Raw genomic sequence first — 18,356 nt, forward strand, 5'->3', positions numbered from 1 at the left:
ATATATTATTTCTACGGGCGTCTGATTTGCGCCCTCAGTTAAACACCACTTGTTTTATTGGCAATAACAAGCGGTAAATCGAAATGATGTCATGTTATGTCACTGCATAAATATGAAACGGATGATTATCCGATAGGTGATTTTCAGTGAATTCCCAACTTAGCGATAAAAATAGAGCAGGTCAAATAGCGTTGAATTACGTTTTTCGTGATGGGGATTTATTTATTTATTTGAATTTAATATAAAAATAATGACATTTTGTATTTTGTGACCCAGATCATGAGTCTTAAATGATGTGAGCTATATCACTAAAATTACCGATTATCTATTTTATATATGCTTTAAAATAAGAAAAAATAAGATTTTTATTCTTGTTTTATAGAAAACATAAGAATTATATTGCGTATTTTGTGTTCAGCAAGAATAAATAATTGATTGTTTTTAACTCACCAAAAAAGGAATAGAAGATTAACTGCATAATTATTCTATTGTTGTGTGCTTTTATTCCTTGTGGGTATTAAGGATGATATCCCTCAACGAAGTTAAGGGTTTTTTACGTTATGATTCAATCTGATGACTTTACTGGGAGTGATTATGAAGCTGATTCGAGGGCTTGCCCAATATTATGTAGATTTGATGATGAAGCTAGGACTGGTGCGTTTTTCAATATTGCTCGCATCTGCCTTGGTTATTCTTGCGATGGCTATGCAAATGGCGGTTACATTCGTATTGCATGGGGAAGTACAGAGTATTGATTTAATCCGCTCTATCTTTTTTGGCTTGTTGATCACCCCTTGGGCGGTTTATTTCCTTTCCATTGTGGTGGAGCAACTTGAAGAATCCCGCCAGCGTTTATCCGGTTTGGTCGCAAAACTTGAAGAAATGCGTCAGCGTGATGCGACACTGAATCTGCAACTCAAAGAAAACATTTCTCAATTGAATCAGGAGATCAGTGACAGGGAAAAAGTGGAAAAAGCCCATCTGATATTGTTGGATAAACTCAAATTGGAAATGGAGCATCGTGAAAAAACTCAGATTGAGCTTGAGCAGCAATCAATACTATTGCGTTCATTTCTAGATGCTTCTCCGGATTTGGTTTATTACCGCAATGAAGATAATGAATTTTCCGGTTGTAATCGGGCGATGGAACTACTGACTGGCAAAAGTGAAAAACAGCTCATTGGTCTGACACCGACGGAAGTTTACGATAAAGAAATCGCCAGTAAGGTGATGGAAACCGATGAAAAAGTATTTCGTCACAATGTATCCCTGACTTACGAACAGTGGCTGGTTTATCCTGATGGGCGCAAAGCCTGTTTTGAACTCAGAAAAGTCCCTTTTTATGATCGCGTTGGGAAGCGACACGGACTGATGGGATTCGGACGCGATATCACTGAGCGTAAGCGCTATCAGGATGCGTTGGAGAATGCCAGCAGGGATAAGACCACTTTTATCTCTACAATTAGCCATGAGCTTCGTACGCCTTTGAATGGCATCGTTGGCTTGAGCCGAATTCTGATGGATACCGACTTAACACAGGAACAATGTAAATATTTGGAGACGATCCATGTCAGCGCCATCACTTTGGGTAATATTTTCAATGATATCATTGAATTAGATAAAATTGAGCGTCGCAAAGTTCAGCTTGATAACCAACCGATTGATTTCACCAGTTTTATGGCGGATTTAGAAAACATTTCAGGGCTATTGGCGCAGCCGAAAGGCATTAAATTCGTGCTGGAACCAGAGCAATCATTGCCCACCAAAGTGTTGACTGATGGAACTCGCTTGCGACAAATCTTGTGGAACCTGATTAGCAATGCCGTGAAATTTACCTCTAAAGGGGAAATTCGGGTTCGTATCTGGCGTGAAGAAGGCGAACGTCTATTATTTGAAGTGACGGATTCTGGCATTGGTATTCCTTCTGATGAGCTAGAAAAAATCTTCGCCATGTATTACCAAGTGACAGACAGCGCCGGTGGTCGTCCTGCGACAGGAACGGGTATTGGTCTTGCTGTTTCTAAGCGCCTTGCTCACAGCATGGGAGGGGACATTGCTGTGGCAAGCACGCTAGGTACAGGTTCTTGCTTTACTTTATCTGTTGTTGCTCCAGTCATTGATGAACACCCCGAAGGAAAGGAAGAGCAAGATACTCTGCCATTACCTGCACTCAACGTCCTGCTGGTGGAAGATATTGAGTTGAACGTTATTGTTGCCCGTTCTGTATTGGAGAAATTGGGGAATAGTGTGGATGTTGCCATGAATGGCCATGATGCACTGGCGATGTTTGATCCTGATGAGTATGACTTGGTGTTACTGGATATCCAATTACCGGATATGACTGGGCTTGATATTGCCCGTCAATTACACCGGCGTTACTCCTCTCAATCTTTGCCTCCATTGATCGCCCTGACAGCGAATGTATTAAAGGATAAAAAAGAATACCTTGATGCTGGTATGGACGGCGTACTCAATAAACCGCTCTCCGTCAAGGAATTGACTGCCATGATAGAAAAATATTGGGGTAAGGCATCGGAATCTGGAGGTACATTACAGGAGGCTGATGTTGATATTGTGAAGAAGGGTGAAGAACGGCTCGACACAGAGATGCTTAACCAATATATCGACTTGGTTGGGCCAAAAATGATTGCTGACAACCTGATTATTTTTGAAACCATGATGCCAAGTTACCTTGCCTTGCTGGATTCAAACATGACCGCCAGAGATCAGAAAGGGATTACGGAAGAAGCACATAAAATCAAGGGAGCTGCGGGTTCTGTAGGATTGCTCCACTTGCAGCAGCTGGCTCAGCAGATTCAATCCCCTGATTTACCGGCATGGTGGGATAATGTTCAAGATTGGGTCGATGAGTTAAAGTTGGAATGGAAAAATGATATAGAAACATTAAGAAACTGGTTATCGGGCGCTACAAAAAAATAACCCCAACCGAAGTTGGGGTGCGCGAATACTGCGCCAACACCAGGGAAACTTGTTTACCCGCTTATCTAAGATTTGTTTTCGGTGCGAGTAGTTAAAGAATTCTTCCACACAGAACACAGGTACCAACATAGCAAAGATAAGATTTTTTGTTACAAGATTCATTAAAATCTGTGATGAAGATTGGTGTTTAACCCTCTAAGGGGTTAAGCATTAATCTACTACAAATGGAGAGAAATATGAAATCTGTTGCCATTATATTGAGTGGATGCGGAGTGTACGACGGAAGTGAAATTCACGAATCAGTTCTGACTATGCTCTCTTTGAGCCGTCTTGGCGCCAAAGTGTCTTTTTTTTCGCCTGATGAGGCACAACATCATGTTATTAATCACCTTAATGGAGAAGAGAAAAAAGAAAGCCGTCATGTAATGGAAGAATCTGCTCGTATAACACGCGGAAATATGCAGCCTTTATCTAAAGTTGATATTAATGAGTTGGATGCATTGATTATTCCAGGGGGTTTTGGTGCAGCCAAGAATTTGTGTAATTTTGCATTTAAAGGATCAGATTGCGAAATAAATAAAGAATTATTAAGTATTGTGCAGGCAATGCATAAACAAGGCAAACCAATGGGGTTTATGTGCATTGCTCCTGTTATGGTACCTAAAATATTAGGCAGGCCGATAAAAGTCACCATCGGCAATGATCCGGAAACGGCGGCCCAAATAGAGAGAATGGGAGGCATACATGTTGAGTGTCCAGTTGATGATATTGTCATTGATTTTGAAAACAAAATTTTAACAACACCAGCCTATATGCTTGCAGAATCTTTGTCTGAAGCAGAAAAGGGAATTGATAAGTTGGTTAGGAAAATATTGGAAATGATTGAGTAATCGGATGAGAAATCCTTTTTCAATATTGTGGCGCTGGTTGAAAAGAATTGTGGTGACGATCACGATTCTGTGGTTTGTTGCTGCAATCGCCTTTTCATTTCTGCCAGTGCCGTTTTCTATGTTGATGATAGAGCGACAAATTATCTCCGTAGTGTCAATTAATTTCTCTTATGTTTCCCGTTCATCATGGGTAGATCAGAATCAAATTTCACCTTATATGACATTAGCCGTCATTGCCGCGGAGGATCAAAAATTTCCAAAACATTGGGGGTTTGATTTTGATGCTATCGAAACTGCAATGGAACATAATAAAAAATATCAGAAGCGGATACGGGGTGCGTCGACAATTTCTCAGCAAACGGCCAAAAATTTATTTTTATGGGAAGGACGTAGTTGGGTGAGAAAGGGATTGGAGGCGGGAATGACGACTGTACTGGAATTACTGTGGTCAAAGAAACGCATTTTGACGGTCTATCTCAATATTGCTGAGTTTGGCAGTGGCATTTTTGGGGTCGAAGAAGCCGCCCGGCATTACTTTGATAAGCCTGCCGGACGGCTGACTGCCTCTGAAGCCGCATTGCTTGCTGCTGTACTACCGAATCCCCACCGTTATAAAGTGAATGCTCCCTCTGCTTATGTGTTACAACGCCAGCAATGGATTTTGCGGCAAATGCAATTGATGGGGGAAGAGAGTTACCTAAAGAAAAATAAATTGAGATAGATGATGGAAACAATGTGTTAGTCGAGTGTTAAGAACAAAAATAAAAAAGCGGCGCTGATTTGCGCCGCCTTGATAGGTTCTAGTTGAGATAGGTAAAAGCTGTTGTCACACGCTTGGCACCGCTGGTTTCGCTGGCAATTTTCGCTGCGGCCGCCCCTTCTTGTTTAGTCACAATGCCAAACAAAAAGACTTCACCGTCTTCTGTCACCACTTTAATGCTGGATGACTTCACTGCGTCACTAGCTAAAATTTTGGAACGAACTTTGGTTGTCAGCCAAGTATCTGTGGAGGCAATGCCCAGTGAAACAGGATTGCCTTGACGGATCTCGTTATACACTACGTTGGTGCCTTCAACTTTTGAGGCAATTTGTTTTGCCCGATCAGCCAGAGCCATATTTGGGCTTTGTCCAGTTAAAAGAACTCTGTCTTGATACACCGTCACTACCACACGGGCTTGAGACTTAATTTGTGGATCCTTGCTGATGGCGTTGCTGACACGGGCTTCCAGCGTGGTATCGTCAACTTGTTGTCCAATTGTTCGCGGATCTGAACCCGCTTTTGTGGCAATCGCGGCAGAACCCACGACGGCGGCACCAATACATCCTTGTAATAGGATTGCACTGAAACATACCAATAATAGAGAAAACAACCGCATTAGTTGGCTCCTTACTCATCCTGATGAGGAAATAACGTATTGTCGATTAAGTCGCACAGACAATTGATTGTCAACATATGGACTTCTTGAATCCTGATACTGTGATGTGAGGGGATACGGATTTCAACATCCTGAGGCCCCAGCAACCCTGCCACTTCACCACCGTCGTAACCCGTCAGCGCAACAATCGTCATATCACGCGTGACAGCAGCTTCCACGGCTTTGATAATATCCCGACTATTTCCATGCGTAGAAATGGCGAGCAGGACGTCTCCGGTATGCCCTAATGCTCTGACCTGTTTGGCGTAGATTTCGTCAGGCTGTTTACTGTTGGCGATAGCCGTGATCACCACATTATCCGCATTCAGCGACAGAGCTGGCAGACTTGGCCGCTCTGTTTCAAAGCGATTGATCATGCTGGCGGCAAAACGCTGTGCGGTTGCGGCAGATCCGCCATTACCGCAGCAAAGAATTTTGTTGCCGTTCAGCAGTGATTGAACCATCATCATTGCGGCGCGTGATATTGCGTCGGGTAATGCTTCTGCTGCTGCGATCTGAGTTTGAATACTCTCTGTAAAGCAGACTTTAATTCTATCCAGCACGTTATGACCTATGTATATTGAAATCTATTTATTTAGCGAGAAAATTAAGAATCTACCGAAATAGGTTCTCATTCAGGGTGAAAGCATTTTTCAGCCATTCAAATTTCTGACCTGTCATCGCACAAACATCAAAGCGGCACGATGCCGTTTCCAGACATTCATTGCGTTGGTATAGCCAAACCGCAGCAGTATGCAATAGCTTTTTACGCTTACTTTGGGTAATTGTAGCAATGGCATCGCCATATTGTGCGTTCTGACGGAAACGGACTTCGACGAATACCCATGTGTGTTTATCACGCATGATCAGATCGATTTCTCCGCCACGAATTTTCACATTCTCTGCAACAAAGACAAGCCCCTGTTTTTGCAAAAAATATTTAGCTTTAAGTTCGTAATGGTGTCCTAGCGCATAGCGATTCGTTGTTGGTTTTTTCATCCTGAAATGACCACGAAAATATTATATCTATTGAATTACAGTCAGTGACGTTGAAGGCGCGCCATCATTTGAACGCGCCCATATTCACATCATTTATAGCGCTTATTGTACCGCATTACTGTGACCAGAATGATTCAGGCGATCTGAATCATTCAAGCCATCGGGATTATTCACACTGCCAGTGTTACTAGTACTGTCAGTATGATTGATACTTTCCATATGATTAGTATTATCGGTGCGATTTTCGATCGTAATACGCCCGTTATTGAACTGCATCCAAGGTAATTGGCGCAAGATGGTGCAATTATCCGTGACGGAAAGCTCTCCCGAGGCACCATTCAGGCTGAACCCCGCGCCTTGCTGCATTTGCGTAAACTGATTAGCCAGTGACCATGCATCTATTCCCATTGCGTAGAGGCGCATCAAGGAGTAATCATTAGCAAATTTTTTGGCAGCTTGCTGCATCAACGGCACATTCATGCCCGTTAATAATGGGATGTCACTAAATTGCATACCATCCATCTCTAAACGGAAATCTGGGCCTGAGCCTGATTTATTGCTGCGTGAATTGGCATAGAGCGCAGGTTTTTTACGGGAGCTGATTGCCATATCGATCATTGGCTTGATGATGGTCAGTTCGTCCGTTGTTGCGACAATGTAAACGGCATCTACTGGGCCATTGGCAGAGTTTGTGGAAATAACCGACGTATTCGCATTGGTCTGATCTATCGCTGCATCTGGCATGGAGGTACTGACAGGAATTGGTGTGCCAGACAGGCGAATGCCAACGCCACGGTTCATGGATTGCCTCATTTCGCCCGGCGTTCCAAAAGATTGTTGCAATACCCTCTGCCCTCCCAGTTTTTGCCATTCGCCTGCAAAGGCTTTTGCAACCCGAGTGCCTAAGTCAGTACGAGGGATTAACACTAGAGGATTAAGCTTCTGCTGTTGCCAGATATGCATGGCAGCATTTTTCGCTTCATCTTCAGGAGACAGTGAAAAATAACAGATATTTGCCTGCATTTGAGGCACATCTAGCTCATTCAGAGCCAGAATATTCAATGGAGTCTCAATCTGTGCCAACTGTTCCACATTGGGTTTCAGCAATGGCCCGACAACCAATGTGACACCATCTTGTTCAGCTTGTGCCAGCAGATTGGCGAGTGGCTGGCTGTTAGTGTCATAGACTTTTACAGCTTGATCGTTGATGGGGGCTTCATTAATCGCAGAGGATGTTGATGCCGTAGTGGCAACATCAGTATTTTCTGAATTTGAAGTGTCGGCGTTTGCTGCATTGGGTAGTTCGGTATTGGTTGTATTGCTTGAATCGGTGACATTCATAGGCAATGACGGCTTTGGCAATCCTTTTTGTGCATCAAGGAAACCTTGACGAATAGCTTCACCGAACACTTTTGCCTGACCGCTCAAAGGCAGTAATAACCCAATTGTGGCTCGGCTGTCCTTTGTTTTTTGCAGCATTTTTTGCAATGCCGTGGGTAAACTACGTGCAGCAGGGTTGTTTGAATAGCGGATTTGCCAATCATGGATGGCGGAACGCAATTTATCGAGATCTTGCTTATTAGTCTGGTAGGTATTGAGTAAATCAAGCCAGCCCTGCAACGTATATTCATTGGCATTAATCACCAATTCGCTGAGTTGCTGTGGAGAAAGATTCGTCAGTAACTGCCATGTCTCATCAATGTTTTTCTGGCGGGCTGCTTCGTCTGTTGCATGGTGTTCCGATAAATAGGTTTCCAGTGCAATGTAAGCGCGGATAACATCCAATGAGGGTTGATTCTGGGCTGCGTCAATAATGGCTTGATAGCGGTTAATCTCTGCGCTGATATTATCCTGAGGCTTAGAAGTTGGTTGCCCTTGCTGTTCGGGCGTGGTACACCCTGCAATAATCATAGTCGACAGCAGCGCTGTGTAGACTAAACCAGTTTTGAAACGCACAAGAATTGAGGGAAGCATACTGTATCCAGTGATGTTTTTTTCAAAGATGCTCAATTTTAAATCGGTCATTCGGATGAAACAATGAATCAAACCAATCGAGCAGTGGTTACGACATCCACGCTATATGTTGTGCCAACCCCTATTGGAAATCTGGGGGATATTACTCAGCGTGCTCTTGAAGTTCTTAAACATGTCGATCTGATTGCAGCCGAAGATACGCGACATACTGGCTTGTTGCTTCAACATTTTGCCATTAATGCGCGCATGTTCGCACTTCATGATCATAATGAACAGCAGAAAGCAGATCAATTAATTGCGAAACTGGAACAAGGGATAAGCATCGCGTTGGTGTCTGATGCGGGTACGCCTTTGATCAACGATCCAGGCTATCATCTTGTCCGTCGTTGTCGTGAAGCCGGTATCAAGGTGGTTCCACTGCCAGGCCCTTGCGCAGCGATTACAGCGCTGTCTGCTGCGGGTCTGCCTTCCGATCGTTTTTGCTATGAAGGCTTCCTGCCTGCAAAAAGCAAGGGGCGTCAGGATACTTTGCGTGAGTTGACGCAAGAGTCGCGAACGCTGATCTTCTACGAATCGACACATCGTCTGTTGGACAGTTTAGAAGATATTGTAGAAGTATGGGGCGCAGATCGTTATGTCGTGCTGGCACGGGAACTGACCAAAACGTGGGAATCCATTCAAGGAATGCCCGCTGGCAGGCTTCTGGAGTGGATTAGGGAAGATGAAACTCGCCGTCGGGGAGAAATGGTGTTGATTGTAGAAGGGTATCGCAAACCTGCGGACGATAGCTTGCCTCCGGAAGCTCTGCGGACACTGGCATTGCTGCAAAAAGAGCTGCCATTGAAAAAAGCTGCGGCACTGACGGCAGAGATCCACGGTGTGAAGAAGAATGCCCTGTACCGCTATACCCTTGATCAAAACTCAGCCCTTGATCAAATTGAAGAAGACGCGTGAAAATCCCTATACATTGGGCATTAAACCTCTTATAATCCGCGCCGGAGTTGACCAGACAGTCGCCGCTTTACCGCTCACCTTCGGGAGAAGTAAAGGGGAGGAAAGTCCGGGCTCCACAGGGCAGGGTGCCAGATAACGTCTGGGAGGTGAAAGCCTACGACCAGTGCAACAGAGAGCAAACCGCCGATGGCCCATTTTTGTTTGCAAAAACAAGTTTGGGATCAGGTAAGGGTGAAAGGGTGCGGTAAGAGCGCACCGCGCGGCTGGCAACAGTCCGTGGCACGGTAAACTCCACCCGGAGCAAGACCAAATAGAGGTTCACATGGTACGGCCCGTATCGAACCCGGGTAGGTTGCTTGAGCCAGTGCGCAAGTGCTGGCCTAGATGAATGGCTGTCCAAGACAGAACCCGGCTTATCGGTCAACTTCACAAATTTAGCCCTATAAAGCATCTGCTTTATAGGGCTTATTTATTTTTTGGTAAGACGAAATTGACACCGCATCAGGGGTAATCAGTCAGCCAAATCAATTAACAGGCCCCGAAATAGGGGGTCCGCCTGCAATATCACTTCCTGTTCTTCCTGAATAAATACACCATCTCCACATTTAATCTCAAGGTCACTATTTTTGTTGCCATTAATCCTCGCATTGCCACTGATGGATTGCAGATAGGCATGCTTGCCCCGTAAAGACAAAATTTGGTTATCACGGTTTTTGACCACAAGGTAGCTTATCCATACCTGCTGGCGCAGATGCATGCTGTTGTTTTCTGATGTCGGAGAGGCCAGCAATGTTAATGGCCTATTTGGCAGAACCTTGCGTTGTAATGGTTGTGTTTCTTGCTGGGGACAGGCATTAAGCCAGAGTTGCAGCCGTGTCAGTGGTATTTTGTCGCTGGGGTTATGTTCACTGTAACTAATGCCCTGACGGGCAGAAAACAGCAGACAATCACCTTGTTGTGCGTAGATATGGTTTCCTTCGCTATCATGATATTGGGCTTCTCCTTGCAGGATAATATTCAAAATATCAACATGAGGGTAAGATTTGGGCTGAAATTCGGCTTTCGGCGCTAAAATTTCCTGATTAAGAACGCGTAGTGCTCGGTAGTTCAAAAATTTCGGGTCAAAATAGTGACCAAATGAAAAAGTATAGCGGGCTTGTAACCAGCCATAATCGGCTGTTCCGCATTGATTGGCTGTTCTCGTTATTATCATAACTGTCATCTCGTTAACCAATAGACCTATTAATCTCGATCCTAATTATCTGGACGTTGAAATGTTAGCCAGTTAATCTGGTGACTATATTCAAAATTCCTGATTGAGAAAAATATGGGCAAAGAACGTGCGCTTACATTGGAATCCCTGCGGGTCATGGATGCGATAGACCGACGGGGAAGTTTTGCGGCGGCGGCAGATGAATTGGGGCGGGTTCCTTCCGCATTGAGTTATACCATGCAGAAATTGGAAGAAGAGCTGGATGTAGTGTTGTTTGATCGTTCTGGCCATCGCACGAAATTTACCAATGTTGGCCGGATGTTACTGGAGCGGGGCCGGTTATTGCTTGAGGCTGCGGATAAACTGACGGCAGATGCGGAAGCGCTGGCCCGTGGTTGGGAAACGCACCTGACTATTGTGTGTGAAGCCCTGTTTCCGATTGCATCCCTTTTCCCCCTTGTGGATAGATTGGCGAATAAATCGAATACACAGCTTTCGTTAATAACAGAAGTATTGGCAGGGGCTTGGGAACGTTTGGGAACGGGATATGCTGATATTGTGATTGCGCCAGATCTTCATTTCAGGGCCTCGGCAGAAGTGAACTCACGTAAACTTTATTCCATAAACAATGTCTATGTTGCCAGCATGGATCACCCTATCCATCAGGAACCTGAACCTTTGTCTGATTCCACGCGAGTGAAGTACCGTGGGATAGCCGTAGCTGATACGGCAAGGGAACGCCCTGTGCTGACGGTTCAATTATTGGATAAACAATCTCGCCTGACGGTAAGTTCGCTGGAAGACAAGCGCCGTGCGCTTTTGGCAGGATTGGGAGTGGCAACGATGCCATACCCGATGGTAGAACAGGATATTGCCGAAGGCCGCTTGCGGGTCGTTGGTTCGGAATATAGCCATGAAACCAACATTATCATGGCATGGCGGCGCGATAGCATGGGAGAAGCCAAGTCTTGGTGCCTGCGTGAAATTCCTAAATTGTTTATGAACCGGGTTGTTTATGAACCAATAACTCGAACGAAAAAATAAACTACGTAAGATAAAGAAAAGCCCCTTGCTGCGAATAAACAGCAAGGGGCTTTTCTAATCGATTTAAAGCTGCAGCTAATAAAAGGAGAATTACCAGTTTTTCTTCAATGCACCGTCGATACTGAATCTGCCTGGCCCCATCATGGCCAGCATCAGGTAGCCCGCGCCGATGGAGAAATTTTTCAGGAACATCGTCATGTTCATGCCATCTGAAAAATCATTGTGGAACAGAATGGCTGTCAGGATACAAAAAATGAATATAAATACTGACGTAGTACGGGTCAGCAGGCCGAACATCACAGCAAGCCCACCGCCAAGTTCAAGTAAAATAGTCAGTGGCAGTAAAATGCCTGGCACCTGCATGGCTTCCATAAAGGCTTGTGTTCCCGCATAGGCATCACCCAATTTTCCATACCCCGCGATAATAAAAAGAACAGATATTAAAATGCGGGCGGCCAACAGGCCACTATCTTCAAATTTTTTCATGAATGTCTCCAAGGATACCGCGGGTAACGATAAATAAGTTGTTTGTTTAGATTTAAATGACCAATAAATGAACAAAAAGGCACAATTTATTAATCATTATCTGATGGGAGGTATTCTAAGGAGAGGTGTTATTCGTTGATAGTAAGGAATATTAACAATTTTATGCAGTTTTTTTGAAGGGATTCTTCAGCATGCGGAAAGAGATTTGAATAAGAGCCAAAGTTGCACAATCAGTGTTAGCGTGATTAACGCTTATTATGGTTAACCTTTATCCTAGCTAACCTTTATATAGTGTATTTCGTACTATTTTCATGATCCCTAAGATGCTGATCATATGGCGTGACCAGCGATAAAATTTTTTGGGGTAGCATAGGCCATAAAACAGGGCAATGCCAGAACCAATAGCAACATACGGTTTGAAGGCAAGCAGGGTTTGCCAACCTTTATCATAAGGTTGTGTGATTTCAAGCCAGTGTTGGCTGTATATAGAGAGTGACTGCCGTTGTTGCTGGATCTCGTTTAATAGCCGCTGTTTTCGTAACTTTCGCTGATGACGCCACGATTTATTCATGATGGATCATCCTCCAGCATTTTGCGATCAATATTCAGTTGTTCGCGGGTTGCGTTAAGAAACGTCAGCTTTCGGGCTTTTTTGATCGTCCATATTGCAGTAAACACGGCGAGAAACAGTAAAATTCCGGCAGTAATAGCCATTGCCGTTATCCGGTAGGCAGGATCGATGGCCCAGAATATCAGTATTAACAGGCACATCAGACCAAAGCCCGCGAATAACAATGTAAACCCTACCATCAACAGCAGTTGTACCAGCGTTGCTGTACCTTCCTCCAACTCAACAGCAACGAGCTGGATACGGGTTTCAACCATACGAACAACAATTGCTGCTCCTCGCCGTAAAGTATCAAAGAGCCCTTTTCCAGGGCCTTGCGAGTGGGGGGATTGAGTCATCTCAGCGCCTTGACAGCAGGATACCTAATACAACGCCAACAGCCGCTCCGATACCGACACTGGTCCACGGATTTTCACGAACATAACTATCCGCATGAACGGCAATTTCTTTGGTTTGATCTACCAGCTTATCGCTAGCATCACTGAGTGTAACCCGCGCATCTTTCAGCATTTTTTCCGCTTTGCTGCGTAGTTTTTCCAGTTCAGCCTTGGATTTGTCACTGGAGTTATTGAGAACTTCTTCCAGAGTGTCTGCAAGGGATTGCAACTCAGCTCGTAAATCTTCAGAGTCTTCAGGGCTTTTCTTCTGTGGCATTACCTATCTCCTTAAATATACGATGGACGAGCTTCTAACATAGTCGCTTTTATAAGGAGTTTAAAGGGAGAATAGATGAAAGATTGTCACAATATTTTGCAAATTAATCTTAAATACTGATTGAAGTGGATGGGCAGGGCAGCTTAATGGACAAGGTGAAATGGGTAGGGAGAGTAATGCCCTGTGGTATATTTTCTCCGAATACCACAGGGCAACATGAAGGATTACGGTAGGGGATTATTGGTGCGTTTCTTGCGCCAAATGACTACCAGACTGCCAATTAAGCCAATAAGTAACAGACCCAGTGGTAATAGCACCAAAAAATTCATCAAATACTCTTCGTACTGGCGGAACAGGGGGCTTTTACCGAGTGCATAACCTAATGTTGTTAGAATAGTTACCCACAGGAACCCGCTGAGCCAATTGAATATTTGAAAACGTCCATTATTCAACCCCGCAAGGCCGGCCAGTGTTGGCAGCAAGGTTCTGACAAAAGCAAGGAAACGGCCTATCAGCAACGCGGATAAGCCATGACGATGGAATAAGTTATGTGCGCGCTGATGATAATGTGCGGGAAGGTGTGACAACCAGCCCTGAACTAATTTCGTATTGCCAAGCCATCGCCCCTGAAGATACCCAACCCAGCAGCCGAGACTTGCTCCGACGGTGAGAATGGCCAATGTTACAGGAAAACTCATGGTTTCTTTTGCGATTAAGACGCCAACGAGTATCAATAGGCTATCGCCCGGTAAAAACGCCGCAGGTAATATCCCATTTTCCAGAAACAGGATGGTAAATAGCAGAATATAGATTGCCCATACTGACGATGGGTTAGCTAGTGTTTCGTAATCTTGGTGCCAAAGTGCATAAATAAGGTCTGTTACAATTTCCATCAAATGTTCCTAAAACGCGGGTTAAGGATTGCATCTTACTTTTATGGTGCATTTATGGTTTATTTCTGTTGGATATTTTGCAAACACAAAGTATTAAATACCGATTGTCATAAAATGCTCTCGAAATCCCTTCAAGATGGCATAAAGATTGACTGGCACACTTTAACAAAATCAGCAGTAGCGAGACAGAAAATTTTGTTGATCAATTGAACATTTACCTAAAGGTAAAAGTAATCTCATCTAGCTGTATCAATCGATTAATGACTTGATAAAGTTTTCAAAAATAGCAATAACGACCAATTTATTATGTGAGTGGATTGAATTTATGTTTCTTGTCAGTCAAATCTCCTCCAATTAGTTGGTTAATGGCGAAAAGTAATTAATCCGTGTTATTAGTGGCAGATAAACAATCTACGCTTATTATTGAAAGTGGGACATTCATATAATTACATGAATAAAAAGGGTAATTGTCATTTTTTTCATTGTGCTGTCTATGGCGTCATGAAGTGATTATGATGGGAAAATTGCCGTTTTGATCACACAAATGTAATCGATTTGTTATCAAATATTGTGTTCTCTGTATATTGCAACTAATTATGCTTTGTCGTTCTCTTAATTTCCCTATACTGGGAAAGCAAACACAAAAATATCAGGCTCAACGAGTCAAAAATACCAAATGGATAGACTATGGAAAAACAACAAAAAGGTTTTGTGCAATATATTGCACAGGGAAGTCTAGTAAAACAAATCTTAATCGGACTAATACTGGGGATATTACTGGCGTGGTTGGCGCCTTCCACTGCTAAGTCGGTTGAACTGTTAGGGACACTCTTTGTAGGAGCACTGAAAGCGGTAGCTCCTGTTTTGGTGTGGGTATTGGTCATGTCCTCAATTGCGAATCATAAGGCGGGCCAGAAAAGCAACATCCGCCCGATTCTGTTCTTGTATTTGATAGGAACATTCCTCGCAGCGGTTGTCGCCGTGATTGGCAGTATGCTGTTTCCATCGACACTGACGCTAGTGACGAATGAGACTCAGATGTCCCCACCTGAAAATATCATTGAAGTGATAGAAGGGGTGTTGCTCAATGTAGTCGCTAACCCGATTGATGCGATATTGAAGGGGAATTATGTTGGGATTCTGGCATGGTCAATTGGCTTGGGCGTTGCCTTACGTCATGCCAATGAATCGACTAAGGCACTGATTCAAGATCTGTCAGGGGCGGTGACACAGGTTGTGCGTGTTGTTATCCGTCTGGCACCTATCGGCATTTTCGGGCTGGTTTCTTCAACGATTGCCACAACCGGATTTGAAGCCCTGCTCAGTTATGTCCACCTATTAACAGTGCTGATTGGCTGCATGATTATCGTTGCTTTGGTCATCAATCCACTGATTGTCTACTGGAAAATCCGTCGCAATCCTTATCCGCTGGTTTTTGGCTGCCTGCGTGAAAGTGGTGTTACTGCGTTCTTTACCCGCAGCTCCGCAGCTAATATTCCCGTGAATATGGCAATGTGTCGTCGCATGAACCTAGATGAGGATACTTATTCCGTGTCTATTCCTCTGGGGGCAACCATCAATATGGCGGGGGCGGCAGTGACCATTACCGTGTTGACTCTGGCGACGGTGAATACGCTGGGCATGGCCGTGGATATTCCTACGGCGATATTGCTGAGTGTAGTTTCTGTCATTGCGGCATGTGGCTCATCGGGCGTTGCGGGCGGCTCATTATTGTTGATCCCGCTGGCATGCAGCATGTTTGGTATTACCAATGAAATCGCCATGCAGGTCGTTGCTGTCGGTTTGATCATTGGTGTATTGCAGGATTCTGCTGAGACGGGTTTGAACTCTTCTACTGATGTGCTGTTTACCGCAGCCGCTTGTCAGGCAGAAGATGCCCGCATAATGTCTGATCAATTGGCACAGCGTTAATCGTTAACTGAAATAAAAACGGTGATAATGCGTTGAGTACGCATTATCACCGTAGACTTTATTTATTAAACCTTAAGCGCTAACCGAGCCCCCTGATCGATTGCTCTGCGGGCATCCAACTCCGCTGCGACATCAGCTCCACCAATCACATGCACATTTTTCCCCATTTCCTGTAACGGTTGGTAAAGCTCTTTCAGTGGCTCCTGTCCTGCGCAAATAATGATGTTATCCACTTCAAGACATTGTTGCTCATCACCACGACGGATATGCAGCCCTTGATCATCAATTTTCAGATATTGAACGCTGTTTAACATTTTTACTCCCCGCATTGACAGGCTGGCTCTATGCACCCAGCCAGTGGTTTTCCCCAAACTGTCACCAACTTTGGTATCTTTGCGTTGCAGCAGATAAATTTTCCGCGGAGAGCGTTCTACCTGTACGCCTTCTGGGCGTAATCCGCCTCGATACATAATTGTCTGATCAATTCCCCATTCATGGCTAAACGCATGACTGCTCAAGCTGGTGCTTTGTCCGCCTTGGCTCAAGTATTCTGCGGTATCAAAGCCAATTCCCCCAGCGCCGATAATGGCGACACGTTTTCCCACTGGTCGTTTGTGTTTCAATACATCAAGGTAAGTCAGCACTTTTTCATGACTAATGCCGTCAATATCGGGGGTACGTGGTGTAATGCCTGTCGCGATGACGATTTCATCAAACGATGAAAGCTGCTCGGCAGTTGCGGTATGGTTGAGGCGAACATCGACACCATTCAATGCCAATTGGCGATCAAAATAGCGTAAGGTTTCATGAAACTCTTCTTTGCCGGGGATTTGTTTGGCGATATTAAATTGCCCGCCAATTCGGTTGTCACGCTCAAATAGCGTGACATGATGCCCCCGGCTGGCCGCCGTGACTGCAAAGGATAATCCCGCAGGCCCCGCCCCGATGACGGCGATGGTTTTGGGCGCTTTTACGGGAGTGGCAATGAATTCGGTTTCATGACAGGCGCGTGGATTGACCAGACACGAGGTCAGCTTGCCGACAAATATTCTGTCCAGACAGGCTTGGTTGCAACCGATACAGGTATTGATTTCGTCAGCTCGGTTTTGCTCGGCCTTCAATACAAATTCGGCATCAGCAAGGAAAGGGCGCGCCATGGAAACCATATCGGCACAACCTTCACTGAGAATTTGTTCGGCCACTTGGGGATCATTGATGCGGTTGGTGGTAATTAAAGGGATGCTGACTTTCCCCATTAATTTTTGAGTTACCCAACTGAATCCGGCTCTGGGCACCATAGTTGCAATCGTTGGGATGCGGGCTTCATGCCAGCCAATCCCAGTATTGATGATTGACGCACCCGCTTTTTCAATCTCCAATGCCAGTTGCTCGATCTCTTGCCAGTTAGAGCCATCTTCAACTAAATCCAGCATAGAGAGACGATAGATAATGATAAAGCGCTCTCCCGTGATGGCGCGGACGGCTTTAACAATTTCCAAAGCAAAGCGCATGCGGTTTTCGAAGGCACCGCCCCATTGATCCTGTCGATGATTCGTACGAGCGACTAGAAACTGATTGATGAGATAGCCTTCTGATCCCATGACTTCAACGCCGTCATAGCCCGCCTGTTGTGCAAGTTGAGCACAGCGGGCGAACTCCTTGATTGTTTGCTGGATATCTTCCTCAGACATTTCACGGGGCATGAAAGGGTTAATGGGGGCTTGAATAGCGGAGGGCGCGACAAGACTTTTCTGATAGCTGTAACGCCCCGCATGCAGAATTTGCAGGGCAATTTTCCCTCCAGCCTGATGTACAGCATCCGTAATGAGTTTATGGTGAGGCAGGGAATCTTCACTATTCAGGATGTTTGCACCAGCTGTAACAACGCCCTGCGGGTTTGGGGCAATACCGCCTGTCACAATCAATGCAACGCCACCAGCCGCCCGTTCTGCATAGAACTGGGCTAACCGTTGGGTGCCGTCGGGATGTTCCTCAAGCCCCGTATGCATTGATCCCATCAATACACGGTTTTTCAGTGTGGTAAAGCCCAAATCCAGCGGTGTAAGCAGGTGAGGGTAGTTGCTCATTGCATTCTCCATCAAATATTTGGTAGCTTAAAAAGTATTATTTTTTTGTATAGATTAGATCCTTCACTTGGCTATGGCTAAGTGGTCGGATGAGATGATTATCAAATTTAGACGGTTCCGGCTTGATTGGAATCACTTTGTTAAGTGATTGTGACAAGTATCATGAAATCGAACATCAATGGCATTTGAATAAGAGTCTATTGGGTATGGAAATGCTTCTTATTTATGATTACTGTGTATTTCTTAA

General features: G+C 44.7%; 16 protein-coding genes, 1 other RNA gene and 1 pseudogene. 7 read left to right on the top strand and 11 right to left on the bottom strand.

Annotation, left to right across the window (positions count from 1 at the left end):
• The first annotated feature begins 594 nt into the window (after window positions 1-594).
• From arcB to mtgA, 3 genes and pseudogenes are all read left to right on the top strand, one after another.
• Window positions 595-3,031 (top strand): annotated as a pseudogene (gene arcB, locus H8A87_RS10945) (aerobic respiration two-component sensor histidine kinase ArcB).
• A gap of 145 nt (window positions 3,032-3,176) precedes the next feature.
• The gene (elbB, locus tag H8A87_RS10950; RefSeq protein ID WP_198690002.1) at window positions 3,177-3,830 is read left to right on the top strand and encodes an isoprenoid biosynthesis glyoxalase ElbB; all 654 of its coding nucleotides are present in this window, start codon (window positions 3,177-3,179) and stop codon (window positions 3,828-3,830) included.
• A gap of 4 nt (window positions 3,831-3,834) precedes the next feature.
• Window positions 3,835-4,551, top strand: a complete 717-nt coding sequence (gene mtgA, locus H8A87_RS10955) for a monofunctional biosynthetic peptidoglycan transglycosylase (protein WP_198690003.1) — start codon at window positions 3,835-3,837, stop codon at window positions 4,549-4,551.
• Between the two features lie 79 nt (window positions 4,552-4,630).
• On the opposite strand, the gene dolP is transcribed toward mtgA, so the two are convergent.
• From dolP to H8A87_RS10975, 4 genes are all read right to left on the bottom strand, one after another.
• A complete protein-coding gene (dolP, locus tag H8A87_RS10960) occupies window positions 4,631-5,206 on the bottom strand; it encodes a division/outer membrane stress-associated lipid-binding lipoprotein (RefSeq protein ID WP_198690004.1) in 576 nt (191 codons plus the stop codon).
• Between the two features lie 11 nt (window positions 5,207-5,217).
• Window positions 5,218-5,808 (bottom strand): DnaA initiator-associating protein DiaA, encoded by a 591-nt coding sequence (diaA, locus tag H8A87_RS10965; RefSeq protein WP_198690005.1) that lies wholly within the window; start codon window positions 5,806-5,808, stop codon window positions 5,218-5,220.
• A gap of 52 nt (window positions 5,809-5,860) precedes the next feature.
• Window positions 5,861-6,244, bottom strand: coding sequence for a YraN family protein (locus H8A87_RS10970; protein WP_198690006.1), 384 nt, complete (start codon window positions 6,242-6,244; stop codon window positions 5,861-5,863).
• A 102-nt stretch (window positions 6,245-6,346) separates the two neighbouring features.
• Complete coding sequence (locus tag H8A87_RS10975) at window positions 6,347-8,218, bottom strand: penicillin-binding protein activator (protein WP_198690007.1); 1,872 nt, start codon at window positions 8,216-8,218, stop codon at window positions 6,347-6,349.
• A gap of 63 nt (window positions 8,219-8,281) precedes the next feature.
• On the opposite strand from H8A87_RS10975, the gene rsmI reads away from it, so the two are divergent.
• Together rsmI and rnpB are read left to right on the top strand one after the other, a co-directional pair.
• Window positions 8,282-9,172, top strand: a complete 891-nt coding sequence (rsmI, locus tag H8A87_RS10980; RefSeq protein WP_198690008.1) for a 16S rRNA (cytidine(1402)-2'-O)-methyltransferase — start codon at window positions 8,282-8,284, stop codon at window positions 9,170-9,172.
• A gap of 43 nt (window positions 9,173-9,215) precedes the next feature.
• An RNA gene (gene rnpB / locus H8A87_RS10985) (RNase P RNA component class A) lies at window positions 9,216-9,604 on the top strand.
• A gap of 79 nt (window positions 9,605-9,683) precedes the next feature.
• Here the strand turns inward: rnpB and H8A87_RS10990 are convergent.
• Window positions 9,684-10,385: a pirin family protein gene (locus H8A87_RS10990; protein ID WP_198690009.1), complete on the bottom strand. Its 702-nt coding sequence runs from the start codon at window positions 10,383-10,385 to the stop codon at window positions 9,684-9,686.
• A 114-nt stretch (window positions 10,386-10,499) separates the two neighbouring features.
• On the opposite strand from H8A87_RS10990, the gene H8A87_RS10995 reads away from it, so the two are divergent.
• Window positions 10,500-11,429, top strand: a complete 930-nt coding sequence (locus H8A87_RS10995; RefSeq protein ID WP_198690010.1) for a LysR family transcriptional regulator — start codon at window positions 10,500-10,502, stop codon at window positions 11,427-11,429.
• A 90-nt stretch (window positions 11,430-11,519) separates the two neighbouring features.
• On the opposite strand, the gene H8A87_RS11000 is transcribed toward H8A87_RS10995, so the two are convergent.
• The 5 genes from H8A87_RS11000 to H8A87_RS11020 all read right to left on the bottom strand — a co-directional run bounded on the left by H8A87_RS11000 (window position 11,520) and on the right by H8A87_RS11020 (window position 14,090).
• Window positions 11,520-11,915: a DoxX family protein gene (locus H8A87_RS11000; protein ID WP_198690011.1), complete on the bottom strand. Its 396-nt coding sequence runs from the start codon at window positions 11,913-11,915 to the stop codon at window positions 11,520-11,522.
• A gap of 277 nt (window positions 11,916-12,192) precedes the next feature.
• Window positions 12,193-12,486, bottom strand: coding sequence for a YqjK-like family protein (locus H8A87_RS11005; RefSeq protein ID WP_198690012.1), 294 nt, complete (start codon window positions 12,484-12,486; stop codon window positions 12,193-12,195).
• Window positions 12,483-12,881, bottom strand: coding sequence for a phage holin family protein (locus H8A87_RS11010; protein WP_198690013.1), 399 nt, complete (start codon window positions 12,879-12,881; stop codon window positions 12,483-12,485). The genes H8A87_RS11005 and H8A87_RS11010 overlap by 4 nt, the downstream gene beginning before the upstream one ends.
• A gap of 1 nt (window position 12,882) precedes the next feature.
• Window positions 12,883-13,197 carry a DUF883 family protein gene (locus H8A87_RS11015; protein ID WP_198690014.1) on the bottom strand — a complete coding sequence of 105 codons (315 nt, stop codon included), beginning with the start codon at window positions 13,195-13,197 and terminating at the stop codon, window positions 12,883-12,885.
• 224 nt (window positions 13,198-13,421) lie between these two features.
• Window positions 13,422-14,090, bottom strand: coding sequence for a DedA family protein (locus tag H8A87_RS11020; RefSeq protein WP_198690015.1), 669 nt, complete (start codon window positions 14,088-14,090; stop codon window positions 13,422-13,424).
• Between the two features lie 687 nt (window positions 14,091-14,777).
• Between H8A87_RS11020 and sstT the strand changes: the two genes are divergently transcribed.
• Complete coding sequence (gene sstT / locus H8A87_RS11025; RefSeq protein ID WP_198690016.1) at window positions 14,778-16,022, top strand: serine/threonine transporter SstT; 1,245 nt, start codon at window positions 14,778-14,780, stop codon at window positions 16,020-16,022.
• A 65-nt stretch (window positions 16,023-16,087) separates the two neighbouring features.
• On the opposite strand, the gene H8A87_RS11030 is transcribed toward sstT, so the two are convergent.
• On the bottom strand, window positions 16,088-18,109 hold the full coding sequence (locus H8A87_RS11030) for an oxidoreductase (RefSeq protein WP_198690017.1): 2,022 nt from the start codon (window positions 18,107-18,109) through the stop codon (window positions 16,088-16,090).
• Between the last annotated feature and the right edge of the window lie 247 nt (window positions 18,110-18,356).

Source organism: Xenorhabdus lircayensis, assembly GCF_016306625.1.
In the GTDB taxonomy this organism is placed as follows: domain Bacteria; phylum Pseudomonadota; class Gammaproteobacteria; order Enterobacterales; family Enterobacteriaceae; genus Xenorhabdus; species Xenorhabdus lircayensis.

Excerpts from the sequence above, each read along its gene's own strand:
- H8A87_RS11000 (WP_198690011.1), bottom strand. The coding sequence starts at position 11,915 with ATGAAAAAATTTGAAGATAGTGGCCTGTTGGCCGCCCGCATTTTAATA.
- H8A87_RS11020 (WP_198690015.1), bottom strand. The coding sequence starts at position 14,090 with ATGGAAATTGTAACAGACCTTATTTATGCACTTTGGCACCAAGATTAC.
- elbB (WP_198690002.1), top strand. The coding sequence starts at position 3,177 with ATGAAATCTGTTGCCATTATATTGAGTGGATGCGGAGTGTACGACGGA.
- H8A87_RS11015 (WP_198690014.1), bottom strand. The coding sequence starts at position 13,197 with ATGCCACAGAAGAAAAGCCCTGAAGACTCTGAAGATTTACGAGCTGAG.
- H8A87_RS10995 (WP_198690010.1), top strand. The coding sequence starts at position 10,500 with ATGGGCAAAGAACGTGCGCTTACATTGGAATCCCTGCGGGTCATGGAT.
- H8A87_RS10970 (WP_198690006.1), bottom strand. The coding sequence starts at position 6,244 with ATGAAAAAACCAACAACGAATCGCTATGCGCTAGGACACCATTACGAA.
- dolP (WP_198690004.1), bottom strand. The coding sequence starts at position 5,206 with ATGCGGTTGTTTTCTCTATTATTGGTATGTTTCAGTGCAATCCTATTA.
- H8A87_RS11030 (WP_198690017.1), bottom strand. The coding sequence starts at position 18,109 with ATGAGCAACTACCCTCACCTGCTTACACCGCTGGATTTGGGCTTTACC.
- sstT (WP_198690016.1), top strand. The coding sequence starts at position 14,778 with ATGGAAAAACAACAAAAAGGTTTTGTGCAATATATTGCACAGGGAAGT.
- H8A87_RS10975 (WP_198690007.1), bottom strand. The coding sequence starts at position 8,218 with ATGCTTCCCTCAATTCTTGTGCGTTTCAAAACTGGTTTAGTCTACACA.
- mtgA (WP_198690003.1), top strand. The coding sequence starts at position 3,835 with ATGAGAAATCCTTTTTCAATATTGTGGCGCTGGTTGAAAAGAATTGTG.
- H8A87_RS10990 (WP_198690009.1), bottom strand. The coding sequence starts at position 10,385 with ATGATAATAACGAGAACAGCCAATCAATGCGGAACAGCCGATTATGGC.
- rsmI (WP_198690008.1), top strand. The coding sequence starts at position 8,282 with ATGAATCAAACCAATCGAGCAGTGGTTACGACATCCACGCTATATGTT.
- H8A87_RS11005 (WP_198690012.1), bottom strand. The coding sequence starts at position 12,486 with ATGAATAAATCGTGGCGTCATCAGCGAAAGTTACGAAAACAGCGGCTA.
- H8A87_RS11010 (WP_198690013.1), bottom strand. The coding sequence starts at position 12,881 with ATGACTCAATCCCCCCACTCGCAAGGCCCTGGAAAAGGGCTCTTTGAT.